This is a genomic window from Achromobacter spanius (assembly GCF_039673305.1).
GTDB lineage: Bacteria > Pseudomonadota > Gammaproteobacteria > Burkholderiales > Burkholderiaceae_B > Achromobacter > Achromobacter spanius_F.
Genome location: NZ_JBDJLJ010000010.1, coordinates 45,914 through 61,564 on the forward strand (window position 1 = coordinate 45,914; position 15,651 = coordinate 61,564).

General features: G+C 64.5%; 16 protein-coding genes and 1 tRNA gene. 7 read left to right on the forward strand and 10 right to left on the reverse strand.

Features of this window, described 5'->3' with window-relative positions:
* Window positions 1-2: 2 nt before the first annotated feature.
* From ABE485_RS11265 to ABE485_RS11275, 3 genes are all read left to right on the forward strand, one after another.
* Window positions 3-848 (forward strand): citryl-CoA lyase, encoded by an 846-nt coding sequence (locus tag ABE485_RS11265; protein ID WP_346515384.1) that lies wholly within the window; start codon window positions 3-5, stop codon window positions 846-848.
* On the forward strand, window positions 838-2,037 hold the full coding sequence (locus ABE485_RS11270; protein WP_346515385.1) for a CaiB/BaiF CoA transferase family protein: 1,200 nt from the start codon (window positions 838-840) through the stop codon (window positions 2,035-2,037). Before ABE485_RS11265 ends, ABE485_RS11270 begins: the two co-directional genes overlap by 11 nt.
* A gap of 68 nt (window positions 2,038-2,105) precedes the next feature.
* Entirely contained in the window at window positions 2,106-3,086 is a 981-nt protein-coding gene (locus ABE485_RS11275; protein ID WP_346515386.1) for an aldo/keto reductase, read from the forward strand.
* 6 nt (window positions 3,087-3,092) lie between these two features.
* Here the strand turns inward: ABE485_RS11275 and ABE485_RS11280 are convergent, their stop codons facing one another.
* Entirely contained in the window at window positions 3,093-3,905 is an 813-nt protein-coding gene (locus ABE485_RS11280; RefSeq protein ID WP_346515387.1) for an IclR family transcriptional regulator, read from the reverse strand.
* 138 nt (window positions 3,906-4,043) lie between these two features.
* Here ABE485_RS11280 and ABE485_RS11285 point away from each other — a divergent pair, with 138 nt between their 5' ends.
* The 3 genes from ABE485_RS11285 (at window position 4,044) to ABE485_RS11295 (ending at window position 8,067) form a co-directional block, all read left to right on the forward strand.
* A complete protein-coding gene (locus ABE485_RS11285) occupies window positions 4,044-5,480 on the forward strand; it encodes an amidase (RefSeq protein ID WP_346515388.1) in 1,437 nt (478 codons plus the stop codon).
* A 31-nt stretch (window positions 5,481-5,511) separates the two neighbouring features.
* Window positions 5,512-6,477: a Bug family tripartite tricarboxylate transporter substrate binding protein gene (locus ABE485_RS11290; protein WP_346515389.1), complete on the forward strand. Its 966-nt coding sequence runs from the start codon at window positions 5,512-5,514 to the stop codon at window positions 6,475-6,477.
* Window positions 6,478-6,678: 201 nt separating this feature from the next.
* Window positions 6,679-8,067, forward strand: coding sequence for a GntP family permease (locus tag ABE485_RS11295; RefSeq protein ID WP_346515390.1), 1,389 nt, complete (start codon window positions 6,679-6,681; stop codon window positions 8,065-8,067).
* A 130-nt stretch (window positions 8,068-8,197) separates the two neighbouring features.
* On the opposite strand, the gene ABE485_RS11300 is transcribed toward ABE485_RS11295, so the two are convergent.
* The 8 genes from ABE485_RS11300 to petA form a co-directional block, all read right to left on the reverse strand.
* Window positions 8,198-8,629 carry a hypothetical protein gene (locus ABE485_RS11300; RefSeq protein ID WP_346515391.1) on the reverse strand — a complete coding sequence of 144 codons (432 nt, stop codon included), beginning with the start codon at window positions 8,627-8,629 and terminating at the stop codon, window positions 8,198-8,200.
* Complete coding sequence (locus tag ABE485_RS11305; protein ID WP_346515392.1) at window positions 8,608-9,684, reverse strand: PAAR domain-containing protein; 1,077 nt, start codon at window positions 9,682-9,684, stop codon at window positions 8,608-8,610. The genes ABE485_RS11300 and ABE485_RS11305 overlap by 22 nt, the downstream gene beginning before the upstream one ends.
* Before the next feature lie 174 nt (window positions 9,685-9,858).
* Window positions 9,859-9,934: transfer RNA gene (locus ABE485_RS11310), tRNA-Thr, on the reverse strand.
* Window positions 9,935-10,001: 67 nt separating this feature from the next.
* Window positions 10,002-10,457 carry a ClpXP protease specificity-enhancing factor gene (locus ABE485_RS11315; protein WP_346515393.1) on the reverse strand — a complete coding sequence of 152 codons (456 nt, stop codon included), beginning with the start codon at window positions 10,455-10,457 and terminating at the stop codon, window positions 10,002-10,004.
* Between the two features lie 13 nt (window positions 10,458-10,470).
* On the reverse strand, window positions 10,471-11,082 hold the full coding sequence (locus ABE485_RS11320) for a glutathione S-transferase N-terminal domain-containing protein (protein WP_006388039.1): 612 nt from the start codon (window positions 11,080-11,082) through the stop codon (window positions 10,471-10,473).
* Between the two features lie 154 nt (window positions 11,083-11,236).
* Window positions 11,237-12,088 carry a cytochrome c1 gene (locus tag ABE485_RS11325; RefSeq protein ID WP_346515394.1) on the reverse strand — a complete coding sequence of 284 codons (852 nt, stop codon included), beginning with the start codon at window positions 12,086-12,088 and terminating at the stop codon, window positions 11,237-11,239.
* A 24-nt stretch (window positions 12,089-12,112) separates the two neighbouring features.
* Entirely contained in the window at window positions 12,113-13,501 is a 1,389-nt protein-coding gene (locus ABE485_RS11330; RefSeq protein ID WP_346515395.1) for a cytochrome b, read from the reverse strand.
* Between the two features lie 70 nt (window positions 13,502-13,571).
* Window positions 13,572-14,213 (reverse strand): ubiquinol-cytochrome c reductase iron-sulfur subunit, encoded by a 642-nt coding sequence (gene petA, locus ABE485_RS11335; protein ID WP_346515396.1) that lies wholly within the window; start codon window positions 14,211-14,213, stop codon window positions 13,572-13,574.
* Between the two features lie 140 nt (window positions 14,214-14,353).
* Between petA and mscL the strand changes: the two genes are divergently transcribed.
* Window positions 14,354-14,797, forward strand: a complete 444-nt coding sequence (gene mscL, locus ABE485_RS11340; RefSeq protein WP_346515397.1) for a large conductance mechanosensitive channel protein MscL — start codon at window positions 14,354-14,356, stop codon at window positions 14,795-14,797.
* A 64-nt stretch (window positions 14,798-14,861) separates the two neighbouring features.
* Here the strand turns inward: mscL and ABE485_RS11345 are convergent, their stop codons facing one another.
* The gene (locus ABE485_RS11345) at window positions 14,862-15,638 is read right to left on the reverse strand and encodes a Nif3-like dinuclear metal center hexameric protein (protein ID WP_346515398.1); all 777 of its coding nucleotides are present in this window, start codon (window positions 15,636-15,638) and stop codon (window positions 14,862-14,864) included.
* Between the last annotated feature and the right edge of the window lie 13 nt (window positions 15,639-15,651).

Here is a 15,651-nt window from a genome sequence, read left to right on the forward strand (position 1 = left end):
CCATGACCGATCATCCTGATGCAACGATACCCGCCGGGGTGCTGGCGGACTGGTGGCGCACCGCCGTGATCGATATCCAGCCGGGCGAGATCCGTCCGCGCGGCTATGCCATCGAGAGCTTGATAGGCGAAGTCAGCTTTCCCGCCATGATCTGGCTGATGCTGCGCGGCGACCTTCCGCGGCCGGCCCATGCGCGCCTGCTGGAAGCGGCCCTGGTGGCCGGCGTGGACCACGGTCCGCATGCGCCGTCCATCGCGATCGCCCGCATGGCCAGTACCTGCGGGATCGGCGTGAATGGCGCGATGGCGTCGGCCATCAATGTGCTGGGCGATGTGCATGGCGGCGCCGGGCAGGCCTGCCTGGAACTCTATCAACGCGTGGGAACCGCCCTGGACCAGGGGGCGGACCTGACGCAGGCCGCCACGCAGGAGGTAGCGCGTCTGCTCGAGACGGGGGCGTTCATCCCCGGCTTTGGCCATCGCTTTCATCCGGTCGATCCGCGCGCCGGCAAGCTGCTGGCGCTGGTGGAGGCGGCAAGGGAACAGGGACACGTCGACGGCAGGCACGCACGGATCGCCGTTGCGGTTGAGGCTGCCTTGATGCAATTGAAGGGCAAGCGCCTGCCCATGAACATCGACGGCGCGACTGCCGTGGTGTACGGAGAGCTTGGCTTTGCGCCCGAGCTTTCGCGCGGGCTGTTCGTGCTGTCGCGCTCGGTGGGCATCCTGGCGCATGCATGGGAGCAGATGAGCATGAACGCGCGCATCAAGGGGCCGATGCCGCCTTCGGTGCCCTATCGCTACGTCGGGGCGGGCCCGCGCTCGAAGGAGAACGAACATGGCGGATGAACGGAAGCTGCCGCTGGCGGGCGTTCGCGTGCTGGATTTCGGTCACACGGTGATGGGGCCGGCATGCGGGATGATGCTGGCGGACCTGGGCGCCGACGTGATCAAGATCGAGCCCGTGGACGGCGATCGGACGCGGCGCCTGAAGGGCTTCGGGACGGGTTACTTCGGCTATTTCAACCGCAACAAGCGCAGCATCGCCGTTGACCTGAAGGATGCGCGTGGCCGCGCGATACTGCTGCAGCTGGTCGAGACGGCGGACGTGTTGGTGGAGAATTTTGCGCCCGACACCATGGAACGCCTGGACCTGGGTTACGAGACGCTCGCACGGATCAATCCGAGGCTCATCTATGCAAGCCTGAAGGGCTTTCTGGACGGCCCCTACAAAGAGCGCCAGGCGTTGGACGAAGTAGTGCAGATGATGGCGGGCCTGGCCTACATGACCGGTCCGACCGGCCGGCCGTTGCGGGCCGGGACCTCCGTGGTCGATATCACGGGCGGCATGTTTGCCCTGATCGCCGTGCTGCTGGCGCTGCGCGAACGTGAGCAGACCGGCAAGGGCCAGAAGGTGGCCACGGCATTGTTCGAGTCGACGGTCATGCTGATGGGGCAGCACCTTTGCTATGCGGCCCAGTCCCAGGCGCCCATTCCGCCCATGCCGGAACGCGTGTCGGCATGGGCCGTGTACGAGCCCTTTCATGTCCTGGGCGGCAAACAGATCTTCGTGGGAATCACCAGCGACCGCCATTGGGAACGCTTCTGCGCGGAGATCGGCCGCCCGGACCTGTTGCGCGATCCGGCCTACGCCACCAATGAAGATCGCATCGACGCCCGGGCCACCTTGATCCCGGCGCTGGCGTCGGTGTTGGCCGGCATGACGATGGAGCAGGCCGTCGGGGTGTGTGAACGGGCGCGCATCCCGTTTTCGCCGATCAACCGCCCCGAGGATCTTTTCAACGACCCGCATCTGCAGGCCACCGGAGGATTGATGGAAACGGTATTGCCCGGCGGCGTGCGCACGCGCCTGCCCCGGCTTCCCATCCGCATGGAAGGCGCTTCGTTCGATCTGCGCCGCGACCCGCCGCAAGTCGGACAGGACTCGCAGGACATCCTGGCCGAGCTTGGCCTGGGCGTGCAGGCCATTCAAGCGCTGGTTGCGGCCGGCGTGGTGCGTCAGGGCGGCGCCGACTGAACCATTCACGCCGGACGCGGCCGCTGCAGATCGCGGCGGGGCCAGGCCGGCATCAACTGGAAATCGATATGACGAATCGCATGCTGGCGGACGCTCCTCCCGGTTTTGTCCTGGGCACCATGGCCATGACCGGCTACTACGGTCCTTCCTCCGAAAGCCAGGCCAGGGAGACTCTTGCCTATTATCTGGACAACGGCGGGCGGTGGATCGATACCGCGGATCTCTACGCCAATGGCGCCAATGAAGAACTGGTGGGCAAGGCGATCGCAGCCAGGCGGAATGAACTGGTGCTCTGCACCAAGTTCGGCTACCTGTTCGGCGAACGCGCGGACCAGCGGGGCCTGGACGCCAGGCCCGAACGGGTGGAGGCCGCCTGCGACGCAAGCCTGCGCCGCCTGGGCACCGACGTGATCGATCTGTTCTACCTGCACCGCGTGGATCCGAACGTGCCGATCGAGGACACCTACGGCGCCATGGCGCGCCTGGTGGAAAAAGGCAAGGTCCGTGCGCTGGGGCTGTGCGAGGTGGGGCCGAAGACCTACGCGCGCGCCGCGGGCATTCAGCCCGTGGCGGTGGTGCAGAGCGAATACTCCTTGTGGAGCCGCGAACCCGAGGACGGCATGCTGCGCTTTCTGCGCGAGCAAGGCAGCTGGTTCTTCGGTTATGCATCGCTGGGACGGGGCATCCTGAGCGGCGCCGTCAGGAAGCCCGAGGATCTGCCGGCTGGCGACCAGCGGCGCGACATGCCGCGCTTCCAGGGCGAAAACTTCTACAAGAACATCGAACTGGTCAAGCTGCTGGAGGACATGGCGAACGATCTCGGTATCAAGTCCGCGCAACTCGCGCTGGCCTGGTGCGGCCGCAATGGCGACGCCACGCCGATTGTCGGCGTGACCGAGCCCGGGCATGTGCGCGAGGCGCAAGAGGCGGTGGCGCTGACGCTGCCCGACCAGACCTGGCGCCAACTGGACGAGGTGTTCGCGCCCGGCGCGGCGGCGGGCTTCCGCTATTCCGAGTCCGCCATGAAGCGCCTGGAGAGCGGACAGTAGCCGCCTTCACCCGTGCTGGATCGCGTGCGCCGTCCGAAACAGCTGGGGCACGATCTCGCGCTGCAGGCGATCGAGCGGGTAGTCGTGGCGCGGGGCGCTGACGCTGATGGCGGCCAGCGGGACATCGCGCGCATCCCGCAGCAGCACGGCCGCACCCACCTGGTTCTGCAGCACCTGGTCTTCGGTCAGCGCATAGCCATCGCCGCGGGCCTCGCGCACCAGCGCCAGCAGCGCGTCGGGTTCGACCACGGTTCGCGGCGTGAAGGCGCGCGGCGGCGTGCGCACTAACGCCTGCCGGATGGCGTCGTCGTCCAGTTGCGTCAGCAGCATGCGCCCGCCGCTGTTGCACCACGCGGGCATCCGGCGGCCAGGCAGCATTTCGGCCAGCGTCAGCTGCCGGCTCGGCAGGCGCAGCAGATAGATCATGTCGCCGCCGGCCAGCACGCTCATGTGCACCGCTAATCCGCAACGGTCGCGCAACGCGACCAGGTGCGGCGCGGCCATGGACACCAGTCGGTCGGTGCGCAGGAAGAAGTAGCCCAGTTCCACCACGCGCGGTCCCAGCCGATAGCGGCGCGTCGCGGCGTCCTTGGCCAGATAGCCCAGGCGTTCCCAGGTGTGGACAAAGCGCTGCGCCGCGCTCTTGCCCAGGCCCGTCAGGGCGGCGATCTCGGTCAGCCCGAGCGTATCAGTGGCGTCGCGGAACGCCTCCAGCACCCGCATTCCCTTTTCCAGCGACGCGACGAACAGCGGATCGTCGGCGTGCGCCGGCGCGTCGGTCGATGAAGCAGGCGGGGGGGCTGGCGTGCGTGTCGTCATGATGTGGTCCTGGGCGCGATATTGGGTCGCCGGGCACGGCTGCCGCCATGGGGAACGCTAGTTTCCCCGAATTGTCGGGCATCGGAATACCCACTATAAAGTTGATTATTCAATACTTTGTATCGCATCGCAATACTAATGGAATTTTCGACGACGACCCCGGCTACGACCCCCTGCGATCTCAGCGCAGTCGCGCTGCGCGACGAAATCGCTGCCGGCCGCCTCAGCGCGCGGGAGGTGATGGCCGCGCACCTGGACCGCATCGCCGCCTGGAACCCCAAGGTCAATGCCGTGGTGACGCTGGACGCCGAGGGCGCGCTGGCCAGTGCCGCGCAGGCCGACGCGCATCAGGCCGCCGGCCGTCCGCTGGGCCTGCTGCACGGCCTGCCGATCGTCCACAAGGACTCGTTCCTGACCGCCGGCCTGCGCACCACCTACGGGTCGCCGCTGTATCGCGACTTCGTGCCGGACCGCGACAGCCTGATCGTCAGCCGCGAACGCGCGGCAGGGGCCATCACGCTGGGCAAGACCAACCTGCCCGAGTTCGGCGCCGGCTCGCAGACGTTCAATACCGTGTTCGGCGCCACGCGCAATCCATACGACCTGCGCATGACCGCGGGCGGCAGCAGCGGCGGCGCGGCGGCCGCGCTGGCCACGCGCATGGCGCCGCTGGCCGACGGCACGGACATGGGCGGTTCTTTGCGCAACCCGGCCTCGTTCTGCAATGTGGTGGGCCTGCGCCCGTCGCCCGGCCGCGTGCCGCAATGGCCCACGGCCAGCCCGTACAACGCGCTGACGGTCGCCGGGCCCATGGGGCGCACGGTGGCCGACGTGGCGCTGCTGCTGGCGGCCACGGCCGGCCCGGACGCCCGCGATCCCCTGGCCATCGAACAGGACCCTGCCCGCTTGCTGGACAGCCTGGAGCGCGATTTCAAGGGCGTGCGCATCGCCTGGGCGCCCACGTGGGGCGGCCTGCCCGTCGAGCCGGCGGTCGTGCGCGCGCTGGAGCGCCAGCTGCCGGTGTTCGCCGACCTGGGCGCACGAGTGGAAGCGGCCTGCCCCGATTTCTCGGGCGCCGACGCGTCTTTCCAGGCGCTGCGCGGCCAGACCTTCGCCGTGGGCTACGAGGCCGCGCTGCGCGACCATCGCGACCTGCTCAAGGACACGGTGATCTGGAACATCGAACTGGGGCTGACGCAGACACCGGCCGCGGTCGTGCAGGCCGAGCGAGACCGCGCCGCGCTGTTCGCGCGCATGCACGCCTTCATGCAGACCTATGAATTCATGATCGGACCGGTCAGCCAGGTGCTGCCGTTTCTGGTCGAGCAAGAGACCGTGGACCGCATCGAGGACACGCCGATGCGCAACTACATCGACTGGATGCGCTCGGGCTATTACCTGTCGCTGACCGGCCACCCGGCCATCTCGGTGCCTTGCGGCTTTTCCGACGACGGGCTGCCGGTCGGCATCCAGATCGTGGGGCGCTATCGCCAGGAGCATGCACTGCTGCAGCTGGCCCACGCGTTCGAGCAAGCCACGCAGTGCTGGCGCCGCGCGCCCGTGCTGCCGGCATGAACACCTGACAAACAACACAAGGGGAACTTCAATGAGCAAAAACATCGCCCGCGCGCTCGCGCTGTGCGTCCTGGCCGCCGCGCCGGTCCTGGCCTCGGCGCAGGACTATCCCAGCAAGCCGATCACCATGGTCGTGCCGTTCCCGCCGGGCGGGTCGACGGACGTCATCGGCCGGCTGTTCGCCGCCAAGCTCGGCGCGCGGATGGGCCAGACGGTGGTGGTCGAGAACAAGCCCGGCGCCAACACCAGCATCGGCGCCTCTACGGTGGCGCGCGCGGCGCCGGACGGCTACACCTTCATGATCACGGGCGCGCCGACCTTCACCCTGAATCCGCTGCTCTATTCCAACCTGAACTACGACCCGATCAAGAGCTACGAGTATGTCGCGATCGCGGGCAGCACGCCGTTCGTGATCCTGACCAATCCGCAGACCGGCATTGGCACCGTGGGCGACATCGTCAGCAAGTCCGCCGCGCAGCCGCTCAGCTTCGGCTCCTTCGGCAACGGCTCCACGCCGCACATCGCCGGCGAGTCCCTGGCCCAGCGCACCGGCGCCAAGCTGCTGCATGTGCCTTACCGCGGCAGCGCACCCGCCATGACGGACCTGATCGGCAACCAGATCCCGTTGTCGATCGACACGCTGGTGGCCGGCCTGCCCCAGATCAAGGCCGGCAAGGCCCGCGCCGTGGCGCTGACGGGCCGCGCGCGGTCCCAGCTGGTCCCTGACGTGCCCACGGTCGCCGAGGGCGGCGTAACAGGCTACGACTTCGAAACCTGGTTCGGCGTGGTCATGCCGCAAGGCACGCCCGCGCCCATCGTGGCGCGACTGTCCAAGGAGATCGAAGCGGTGATGGCCGAACCCGACACGCGCGCCAAGCTGCAGGACCTGGGCTTTGACGCCACCTATTCCGACCCCGCGGCGTTCCGCCGCAAGGTGGAAACGGAGCTGGAGCGCAACGTGGCCATCATCAAGGCGGCGGGGATCAAGCCGGATTGACGATCCGGCGAGTGCGGCGCGCAGACTGTCGTGTCGCATGCGCCTGCCCAGGGCGTTCAGCAGGCTGTATGGAAGGCGCGCCGCGCGCCGGGCTGATGCGGCCGCGGCGCGGACGCCCAAGACGGGCGGATGGCCTATCCCGTATCATGGCCCCAGAAGAAGGAAGGCTCGCAACCTCTCTCGTCTTTTCTGGGTTCATACATGTCTTCGTTCGACATTCAATTGCTGCTCACCGCATTGGTGAGCGTTCTGGTGCTGGTTGCGCTCATCGTGTCGCGCATCCGCATGCATCCGCTCCTGGCGCTGCTGATCGTCTCGATCGGCGTCGGTTTCGCCACGGGCATGGCGCCGGTGGCCATCGTCAAGAATCTGACCGACGGCGCGGGCAAGACCCTGGGCGCCGTGGGCGTCGTGATCGCGCTGGGCGCCATGCTGGGCAAGATCCTGGCTGATTCGGGCACCACCGAACGCCTGGCCAATGCGATCCTGCGCCATACCTCTCCTCGCATGATTCCCTGGGCGATGACGCTGGTCGCGTTCGTCATCGGCATCCCGATGTTCTTCGAGGTGGGCCTGGTGGTGATGCTGCCGCTGATCTTCAGCGTGGCGCGCAAGCTCGAAAGCCAGCAGCGCTTCAAAGGCTCTGCCTACGTCTACGTGGGCGTGCCGGTGATATCGGCCCTGGCGGCCATGCACGGCATGGTGCCCCCGCATCCCGGCCCGCTGACCGCAATCGCCACGCTGAAGACCACGGTCGGTCCGACCATGATCTATGGCTTCATCGCCGCCCTGCCGGCCATGATCTTCGGCGGTCCGCTGTACGGCGCATTCATCGCGCCGCGCATGACGACCCGGCCGGATGAAGCGCTGCTGGAACAGTTCACCTCGACCACCGAAGGCAGGGCCGGCAAGGATGCGCCCAGCGTGGGCCTGGGCGTCCTGGCGGCCTTGCTGCCCGCCCTGCTGATGCTGGTGCATGCCCTGGCCGAGATGCTGCTGCCCAAGGATTCCCCCGTGACGCACGTTGCCGCGTTCCTGGGCAATCCGGTGGTCGCGATGCTGCTGGGCGTGCTGTTCGCGGCCGTGACGCTGGTCTTCCTGCGCGGCGGCGACGCGGAGAAGCTGCGCGGAGCGCTGGGCCAAAGCCTCAAGCCCATCGCAGGCATCATGCTCATCATCGCCGGCGGCGGGGCCTTCCAGCAGGTGCTGACCAGCGCCAAGGTGGGCGACGCCATCGTGCACCTGACGCACCAGTTCGCCTTCCCGCCGCTGATCCTGGGCTGGCTGATCGCCATGCTGCTGTCGGTGTCCACGGGCTCGGCCACGGTTGGCATCGTGGGCGCCGCGGGCCTGCTGGCGCCGCTGGCCGGCGCCGATCCCAACCTGAACCTGCCGTTGCTCGCCCTGTCGATCGGTTGCGGTTCGCTGTTCTTCAACTATGCCAACCACGCGGGCTTCTGGATGGTGAAGGAGTCCTTCGGCATGACCATGGGCGAGGCCACCAAGACGATTTCGGTGGTGCAGTCGATTGTCGCGGTGGTGGGCCTGGTGATGGTGCTGCTGTTCGATATGCTGCCCGCGTTGGGGTGATGAAGGCTGGGGGCGGATGCGTGCCGTGTGCGCCCGGCCCTCTCATGGAAATGCCGGGGCGCGATAGAAGAATCCCGGTCGGAGAATCCGTATCAGGGCTTTTGGCAGGTACGTATGGACCGAGGTCGACTCAGAGCTTGGACGCGGGCTCGCAGGGCGGGCTCGGCTCGGTAAAGCGATCAAGAAATCCGTGGCGCGTCACCGTTCGCTCAATTTTTGCGCCCGGTCCGATACAAACGTCGATTCGTCTGAAGGGCTTGGTGATTTCCAGCGAGTCTGTGCTTTGGCTGGGAAATGTCAGCAGCAGCCACATGTCGGGCTTTGGAAACATTGCCGTGTATTGGGCCGATGTCTCGCCTGGGCTCATGCCGAATTTCGCGGTGTTGTGGTTGTCATTAAAAAAAACGCCAATTTGATCCGTCGCGCGCTCGGAATAATGCAAGAGCACTATGGGCGAGAACGTGCCCCACAAGGCTATGGAGCACCAAACCGCAGCCAGCGACGCAACGATGCTTCCGAAGAATTTCAGGACGCAGCCCATTATGTCTCCTTGCGATTGCATTTGTGGATCTCTTTGGCTTGATTCCGAGCATTTCCCCAAGGTAAAGGTACCGCTTCAACTACTTGCAGGAGGGTCGCAGTTGTCAGTTGGTGGGGTTTGACCTGACGATAAAGATCGCAGCCCAGCTTGATGGAAATATGATCTGGCACATCGTCAGCACTGGCAGGCCAGGCACCATTCTCAGGGTGCTGCTGCATGGTCGGCCATCGCTTTTTCAGCACAGCAGTGTAGGCATCCAGTAGCGCCTGGGCTATGCCCGCCGAATTGATGAGTTCGGCAGTACCAAAGCCGAGTGCGACGCCAACATACCCATAATGGATGTTCGACCAAATGTCATAGTAGTAGTCGAAGTCGCCAAACTTCTGCCAGCCGTCGTTCAGGTTTGAACCCAGCATGCGTTGAAAGGCAGGCTTGTGGTCCCAGGGGCGATTCGGGCCAATGCTTTCAGCGAATGACGTGTACGCCCAAAGCTTCGCTTCCGTCATTTTCTCGATGTAGGTTTTCCTCCCTGACAGCTTTGTATACCAGGGGGCGTCCTCCCAGTCCTGCAGATATGTCTTGGCCTCGTAGTGATTGGCGTCATGGATCTGCCGACCGCGAATGGAGAACGGATTGGTCTTCATCTCGCGGACGATGAACTCCGCCAGCAGAATCGCCGTGTCAGCGTGATCACAGTCGGCACGATGGCGCTCTTTGGAGAGCTTCTGCCCGGAAGGAGCCTGATCTGTCTGCAAGCTTTTTCCAGCTGCGCCGCCATCGTTTGATGCCCTGACGGTGCCACCGGGACCGACGTCCACAACCGCAGAGGTTTGACTCGCGATCAGCGAAGCGCCGCAGGACGTTTTCATGCCGTCGACTGCAACAAAGCGGTCCCCAACGGCGAAAGTGGCAACACCTTCGGCGATGGGAAAAATACCCTCGCAGCGCGGACAATTCACCATGTGCCCGAGTCCCGCAGCGGCACGGCCGAGAACGTCGTAGAAGGTGAATCCCTCCGTCACCGTGCCTCCATGCGTGGTCTTGTCGCCGACGCGAACAATGGCGCGGCCTGTCATGATTAATCCTTGCAGATTGGCGGAGCGCGTAGAACAACACTGCGTCGAGCAACGGACAATCAGAAGAATTTGGAAAGTGCATCGAAGGCGGGACGGCGGCCAACGGGGCGACTGCCTCACCGCAAACAAAAAGGCCGATCCACAATGAATCGGCCTTTTTGCGGGGTATATCTATGGTGCCGGTGAAAGGAATCGAACCCTCGACCTTCTCATTACAAGTGAGCTGCTCTACCAACTGAGCTACACCGGCGATGCGTGCCGGGGCACGCGCAGGGACTGCATTGTAATGAAAAAAATGCAGGCCCTGCGTCGGGGCGTTATTTGACGATGGTCAGGCGCGGACGCTTGGGTTCGTCGTCGTCGCCGTCGTCGTCGCTGCCGGGGGCGGCATCGGCGTCCGGGCCCTCGGGCGCGGCGGCGTTCTGCGCCGCGCCTTGGGCGCCGGCTTCGGGCGGCTCGTAAGGCTGGACCTCGAAGCCCATGCCCGCGCCGGTCTCGCGCGCGTAGATGGCGCTGACGGCGCCCACGGGGACGTAGACGTTTTCGGTCACGCCGCTGAAGCGGGCCTGGAATTCGATGAATTCATTGCCCAGCACCAGGCGGTTGGTGGCCAGCGTGCCGACGTTCAGCGTGATCTGGCCGTCGCGCACGTGGGCGACGGGCACCATGGTGTGCTCGTCGACCTGCACGGTGATGTACGGCGTGTAGCCGTTATCGGTGCACCATTCGTGCAGCGCGCGGATCAGGTACGGTTTGGTCGAAGTTTCACCCATCACACAGCCAGCCTTAACGACGCATCACTTTTTCCGAAGGCGTCAGCGCTTCGATGTAGGCCGGACGCGAGAAGATGCGTTCGGCGTACTTTTGCAGCGGAGCCGCATTCTTGGGCAGTTCGATGCCGTAGTGGTCCAGGCGCCACAGCAGCGGAGCCACGGCCACGTCGAGCATGGAGAATTCCTCGCCCAGCATGTACTTGTTCTTGAGCAGCATGGGAGCCAGCTGGGCCAGGCGGTCGCGGATGTTCTGGCGCGCATTGGCCAGCTTCTTTTCGTCGGGCTTGGCGCTGCGGTCTTCCAGCGTCGAGACGTGAACGAACAGTTCCTTCTCGAAGTTGTAGAGGAAGAGGCGCGTACGGGCGCGCATGACCGGGTCGGCGGGCATGAGCTGCGGGTGCGGGAAGCGCTCGTCGATGTACTCGTTGATGATGTTCGACTCGTACAGGACCAGGTCGCGTTCGACCAGAATGGGCACTTGACCGTACGGGTTCATCACGGAGATGTCTTCGGGCTTGTTGTACAGGTCGATGTCGCGGATCTCGAAATCCATACCCTTTTCAAACAACACGAAGCGGCAGCGTTGCGAAAACGGACACGTGGTTCCGGAATAGAGCACCATCATGGCGGTAAGTCCTTTATTGAAAAACGAAAGGCCAGCGCCTAAATCTAGCAGGCGCTGGCCCCAATTGCCAGACGGGATAGGCGTACAGCCCTATCCGCCTCTTCCGTCCCTGTATTGAAAAAAGGGCGGTTGGGAACCTGGCGGGGCGTTGCGGTTAGCGCACGTGTTTCCAGTACGCGGCATTCAGGCGCCACGTAACAAAGAAAAACAGCAGCAGGAACAACATGACACCGACGCCGATGCGGACACGGAGTGTCTGGACCGGTTCAGCCATCCAGGACATGAACGCGGTCAGGTCGGCGACGTCGTTGTCGTATGTTGCGGTTTGGGCCGGGTTGGCGGCCTTAAATTTGGCATCGAAGGTGGCATGACCGTGGTAATTGGCTACCGGTTCGGCCTTGACCGTGGAAAAACCCTGTGCATCGTACACCGTTGTGACCCGTTCCCAGGTTTTGGGGGCGCCGTCCTTGCCTTCGACCTCGTGCATGGCGACGGTGGTCAGCTCGCGCGGACCCTGTTCCTGCCAGAGGGCGTGAGGCATGCCGACGGCCGGGAAAACGAGGTTGTTCCAGCCGGTGGCGCGCGACGTGTCGCGGTAGAACGTGCGCAGGTAGGTGTAGAGGTAGTCCGAGCCCGAGGGGCCCGCGTTCACGGATTTGGCGCGCGCGATCACGGACAAGTCCGGGGGCGTCGTGCCGAACCACTGCTTGGCGTCCTTGGCGGTCATGGCGACGTGCATCATGTCGCCCACCTTGTCGCCCGTGAACAGCAGGCTTTCCTTGATTTGCTGGTCGGTCAGGCCGATGTCCTTGAGCTTGTTGTAGCGCATCGAGGACGCGCTATGACAGTTCAGGCAATAGTTGACGAACAGCTTGGCGCCATTCTGCAGCGACGCCATGTCGTTGACGCGGTAAGGCGCCTTGTCCAGCGGGAAGCCGCCTCCGGCGGCGAAAGTAGCGGTACACGTGAGCATCAAGGCCACGGCACCAATCAGCTTCTTGATCATGGTTAGTCCGTTATTCTCGTTGGCTCAGTGGGCGTGGAACGTGACGCGGTCGGGCACTTGCTTGAAGGTGCCCAGGCGGCTCCATACCGGCATCAGGAAGAAGAATGCCAGATACAGCAGCGTGCCGATCTGCGACGTGATGTTCAACGGCGGACTGGGCGGCTGCGTACCGATGTAGCCGAGCACCAGGAAGTTGACCATGAAGATGCCGTAGATCCACTTGTGCCACGTGGGGCGGTAGCGGATCGACTTGACCGGCGAATGGTCCAGCCAGGGCAGGAAGAACAGGATGACGACCGTGCCGCCCATGGCGACCACGCCCCAGAACTTGGCGTCGATGACGCGCAGCAGCACGGCGACGACGATCAGGATGCCGGGGATGGCGATGCGCATGAAGCCCTTCAGGTTGCTCTTGACGAGCAGCGCGATGGCGCCCAGCACCGACGCGCCCGCCAGCACCCACGTGAACTCGTCGGTGGTGGCGCGCAGCATCGAGTAGAACGGCGTGAAGTACCAGACCGGCGCGATGTGCGGAGGCGTCTTCAGCGAGTCGGCGGGGATGAAGTTGTTGAACTCGAGGAAGTACCCGCCCATTTCCGGGGCGAAGAACACGATCGCCGCGAACACGAGCAGGAAGCCCGCCACGCCCACCAGGTCATGCACCGAGTAGAAGGGATGGAACGGGATGCCGTCCTTGGGACGGCCGTACTTGTCCTTCGGGCCCTGCTTGATCTCGACGCCGTCCGGGTTGTTCGAGCCGACTTCGTGCAGCGCCACCAGGTGGGCCGCCACCAGGCCGATCAGCACCAGCGGAATGGCGATGACGTGGAAGGCGAAGAAGCGGTTCAGCGTGGCGTCCGACACGACGTAGTCGCCGCGGATCCAGATGGACAGTTCGGGGCCGATGAACGGAATGGCGGCGAACAGGTTCACGATCACCTGGGCGCCCCAGTACGACATCTGGCCCCACGGCAGCAGGTAGCCGAAGAAGGCTTCGGCCATCAGACAGAGGAAGATCGCGACGCCGAAGATCCACACCAGTTCGCGCGGCTTGCGGTAGGAACCGTAAAGCAGGCCGCGAAGCATGTGCAGGTATACGACGACGAAGAACATCGACGCGCCGGTGGAGTGCATGTAGCGCACCAGCCAGCCCCACGGGACTTCGCGCATGATGTATTCGACGGATTGGAACGCGCGTTCGGCATCCGGTTTGTAGTGCATGACCAGGAAAATGCCGGTCACGATCTGCAGCACCAGCACCAACAGGGCCAGCGAGCCAAAGAAGTACCAGAAGTTGAAGTTCTTGGGCGCGTAATACTCGGACAGATGGGCTTTCCAGGTGGAGGTCACCGGAAAGCGCCGGTCCAGCCAGCCCAACAGGCCTGTCGTCTCGACGGTTTTCTCGCCAGCCATGTAACGGCTCCTTCTCTAATACGTGGCGTATTGTTTTACTTACGTAATTCGGGAAAGCGCGACGCGAGCGTCAGGCCTTGTTGTCTTCATCGACGCCCACGATGATGCGGCTGTCGCTGAGATACTGGTACGGCGGAACTTCGAGATTGTCGGGAGCGGGCTTGTTCTTGAACACCCGGCCCGCCAGGTCGAACGTGGAGCCGTGGCAGGGGCAGAGGAATCCGCCTTGCCAGTCCGCGCCCAGACCGCCGCCGCCACCCGTTTCGAAGTGCGAAGTGGGCGAGCAGCCCAGGTGGGTACAGATGCCGACACAGACGAAGATCTCGGGCTTGCGCGAGCGGCCTTCGTTTTCGGCATAGGGAGGAGTGAAGCCAGGCCGCTTGGATTGCGGGTCGGCCAGCTGGGAATCCAGCGTTTTCAGGCCGGCCAGCTGCTCGGGAGAGCGGTGGATGATCCACACCGGCTTGCCGCGCCATTCAACCGTTTTCATGGCGCCGACGGGGATGTCGGCGATGTCCACTTCAACGGGGGCTCCCGCCGCGCGGGCTTTTTCGGAGGGAGAAAATGTGCTCACAAGCGGCACTGCCGTTGCGACACCTGCTACGCCACCCACAGCACAGGCGGTGGTAACCCAGAAACGTCGCGAAGGATCAGGTGGCAGGTTGGGATCAACCGCACCGTCATCGTCATGCACCAGCGTATCCTGACTCATCTTCCTATCCTTGTTGATGCGCCCGCTCTACGAGTAGCATCACTTCTGCGGCATCGGGTTCGCGGGAATATGTAACAACATAGCAACCGCGTATTATAGGCCAGCCCACCCACGGGCGTATCACGAATGGAGTGGTTTTTATGAGCAAAGCGACTGGTTTCGTCAAAGAATTTCGAGATTTCGCCGTCAAGGGCAACGCGGTCGACCTGGCCGTCGGTGTCATTATCGGCGCCGCGTTTGGCAGGATCGTCGACTCCCTGGTCAGGGACATCGTCATGCCGCTGGTCAATTTCGTGCTGGGCGGATCGGTCGATTTTTCGAATAAATTCCTCGTGCTGTCGATGCCGGCGGGCTACAACGGCCCGATGACCTACGCGGAACTGACCAAGGCGGGCGCCAACGTCTTTGCCTGGGGCAACTTCGTCACGATCATCATTAATTTCGTGTTGCTGGCTTTCGTGATCTTCTGGATGGTCAAGGCCATCTACAAGGCCCGCAACAAGCCGGAGGAAGCCGCGCCGGCCAAGACGCCCGAAGACGTGGCGCTGCTGCGCGAAATCCGCGACTTGCTCAAGAAGCCATAATGAAAAAGCGCCCCGCGGGGCGCTTTTTTGCATGACCCGCGCGTTGCGGGCATTATCGGCGTCCCTATGCGGGATTATCGATGTCCACGTATTCGACCTTGATGCCGAATTGCTCGGCCACGGCCTGGCCAAGCGCCTGGACGCCATAGCGTTCGGTGGCATGGTGGCCTGCGGCGATGAAGCCCACGCCGGTTTCGCGCGCCAGATGGACCGTGGATTCCGAGACTTCGCCCGTGATGTAGGCGGTGGCGCCTGCGTCGACCGCGTCGGCCAGCATGCCCTGCGCCCCGCCCGTGCACCACGCGATCCGCGCCAGCGGCAGGTCCGGGTCGCCCACGACGAGCGGCGGGCGGCCCAGGCGCCGGGCCACCTGGGCGCCTAGCTGGCCCAGCGTCTGCAGGCCGGGGGCCTCGCCCAGCCAGACCAGGCTGTCCTGCCCGCAAGTCAGCGGGGAACCGTCGTCGCGGCGCGCGGGCGCAAGGCCCAGCACGCGTGCCAGCTGGGCGTTGTTGCCCAGCGTGGGATGCGCGTCCAGCGGCAGATGGTAGGCGTACAGGTTCAGGTCGTTCTTCAGGGCCAGGGCCATGCGCGTGCGGCGCGTGCCGATGACCCGGCGGTCTTCATTGCGCCACATCCAGCCGTGATGCACCAGCACCGCATCCGCCCCGCGTTCGACGGCCGCGCGCAGCAATGCCTCGCTGGCCGTGACACCGGTGATAATGTGTCCGACCTCGGATCGGCCTTCCACCTGCATCCCGTTGGGACAGTAGTCCTTGAAACGGGCTGCCTGCAGGGTGTCGTCCAGCCAGTTGGCCAGGACGCGGGAGTCCACTTTACTCATTGCTAGTCCTATC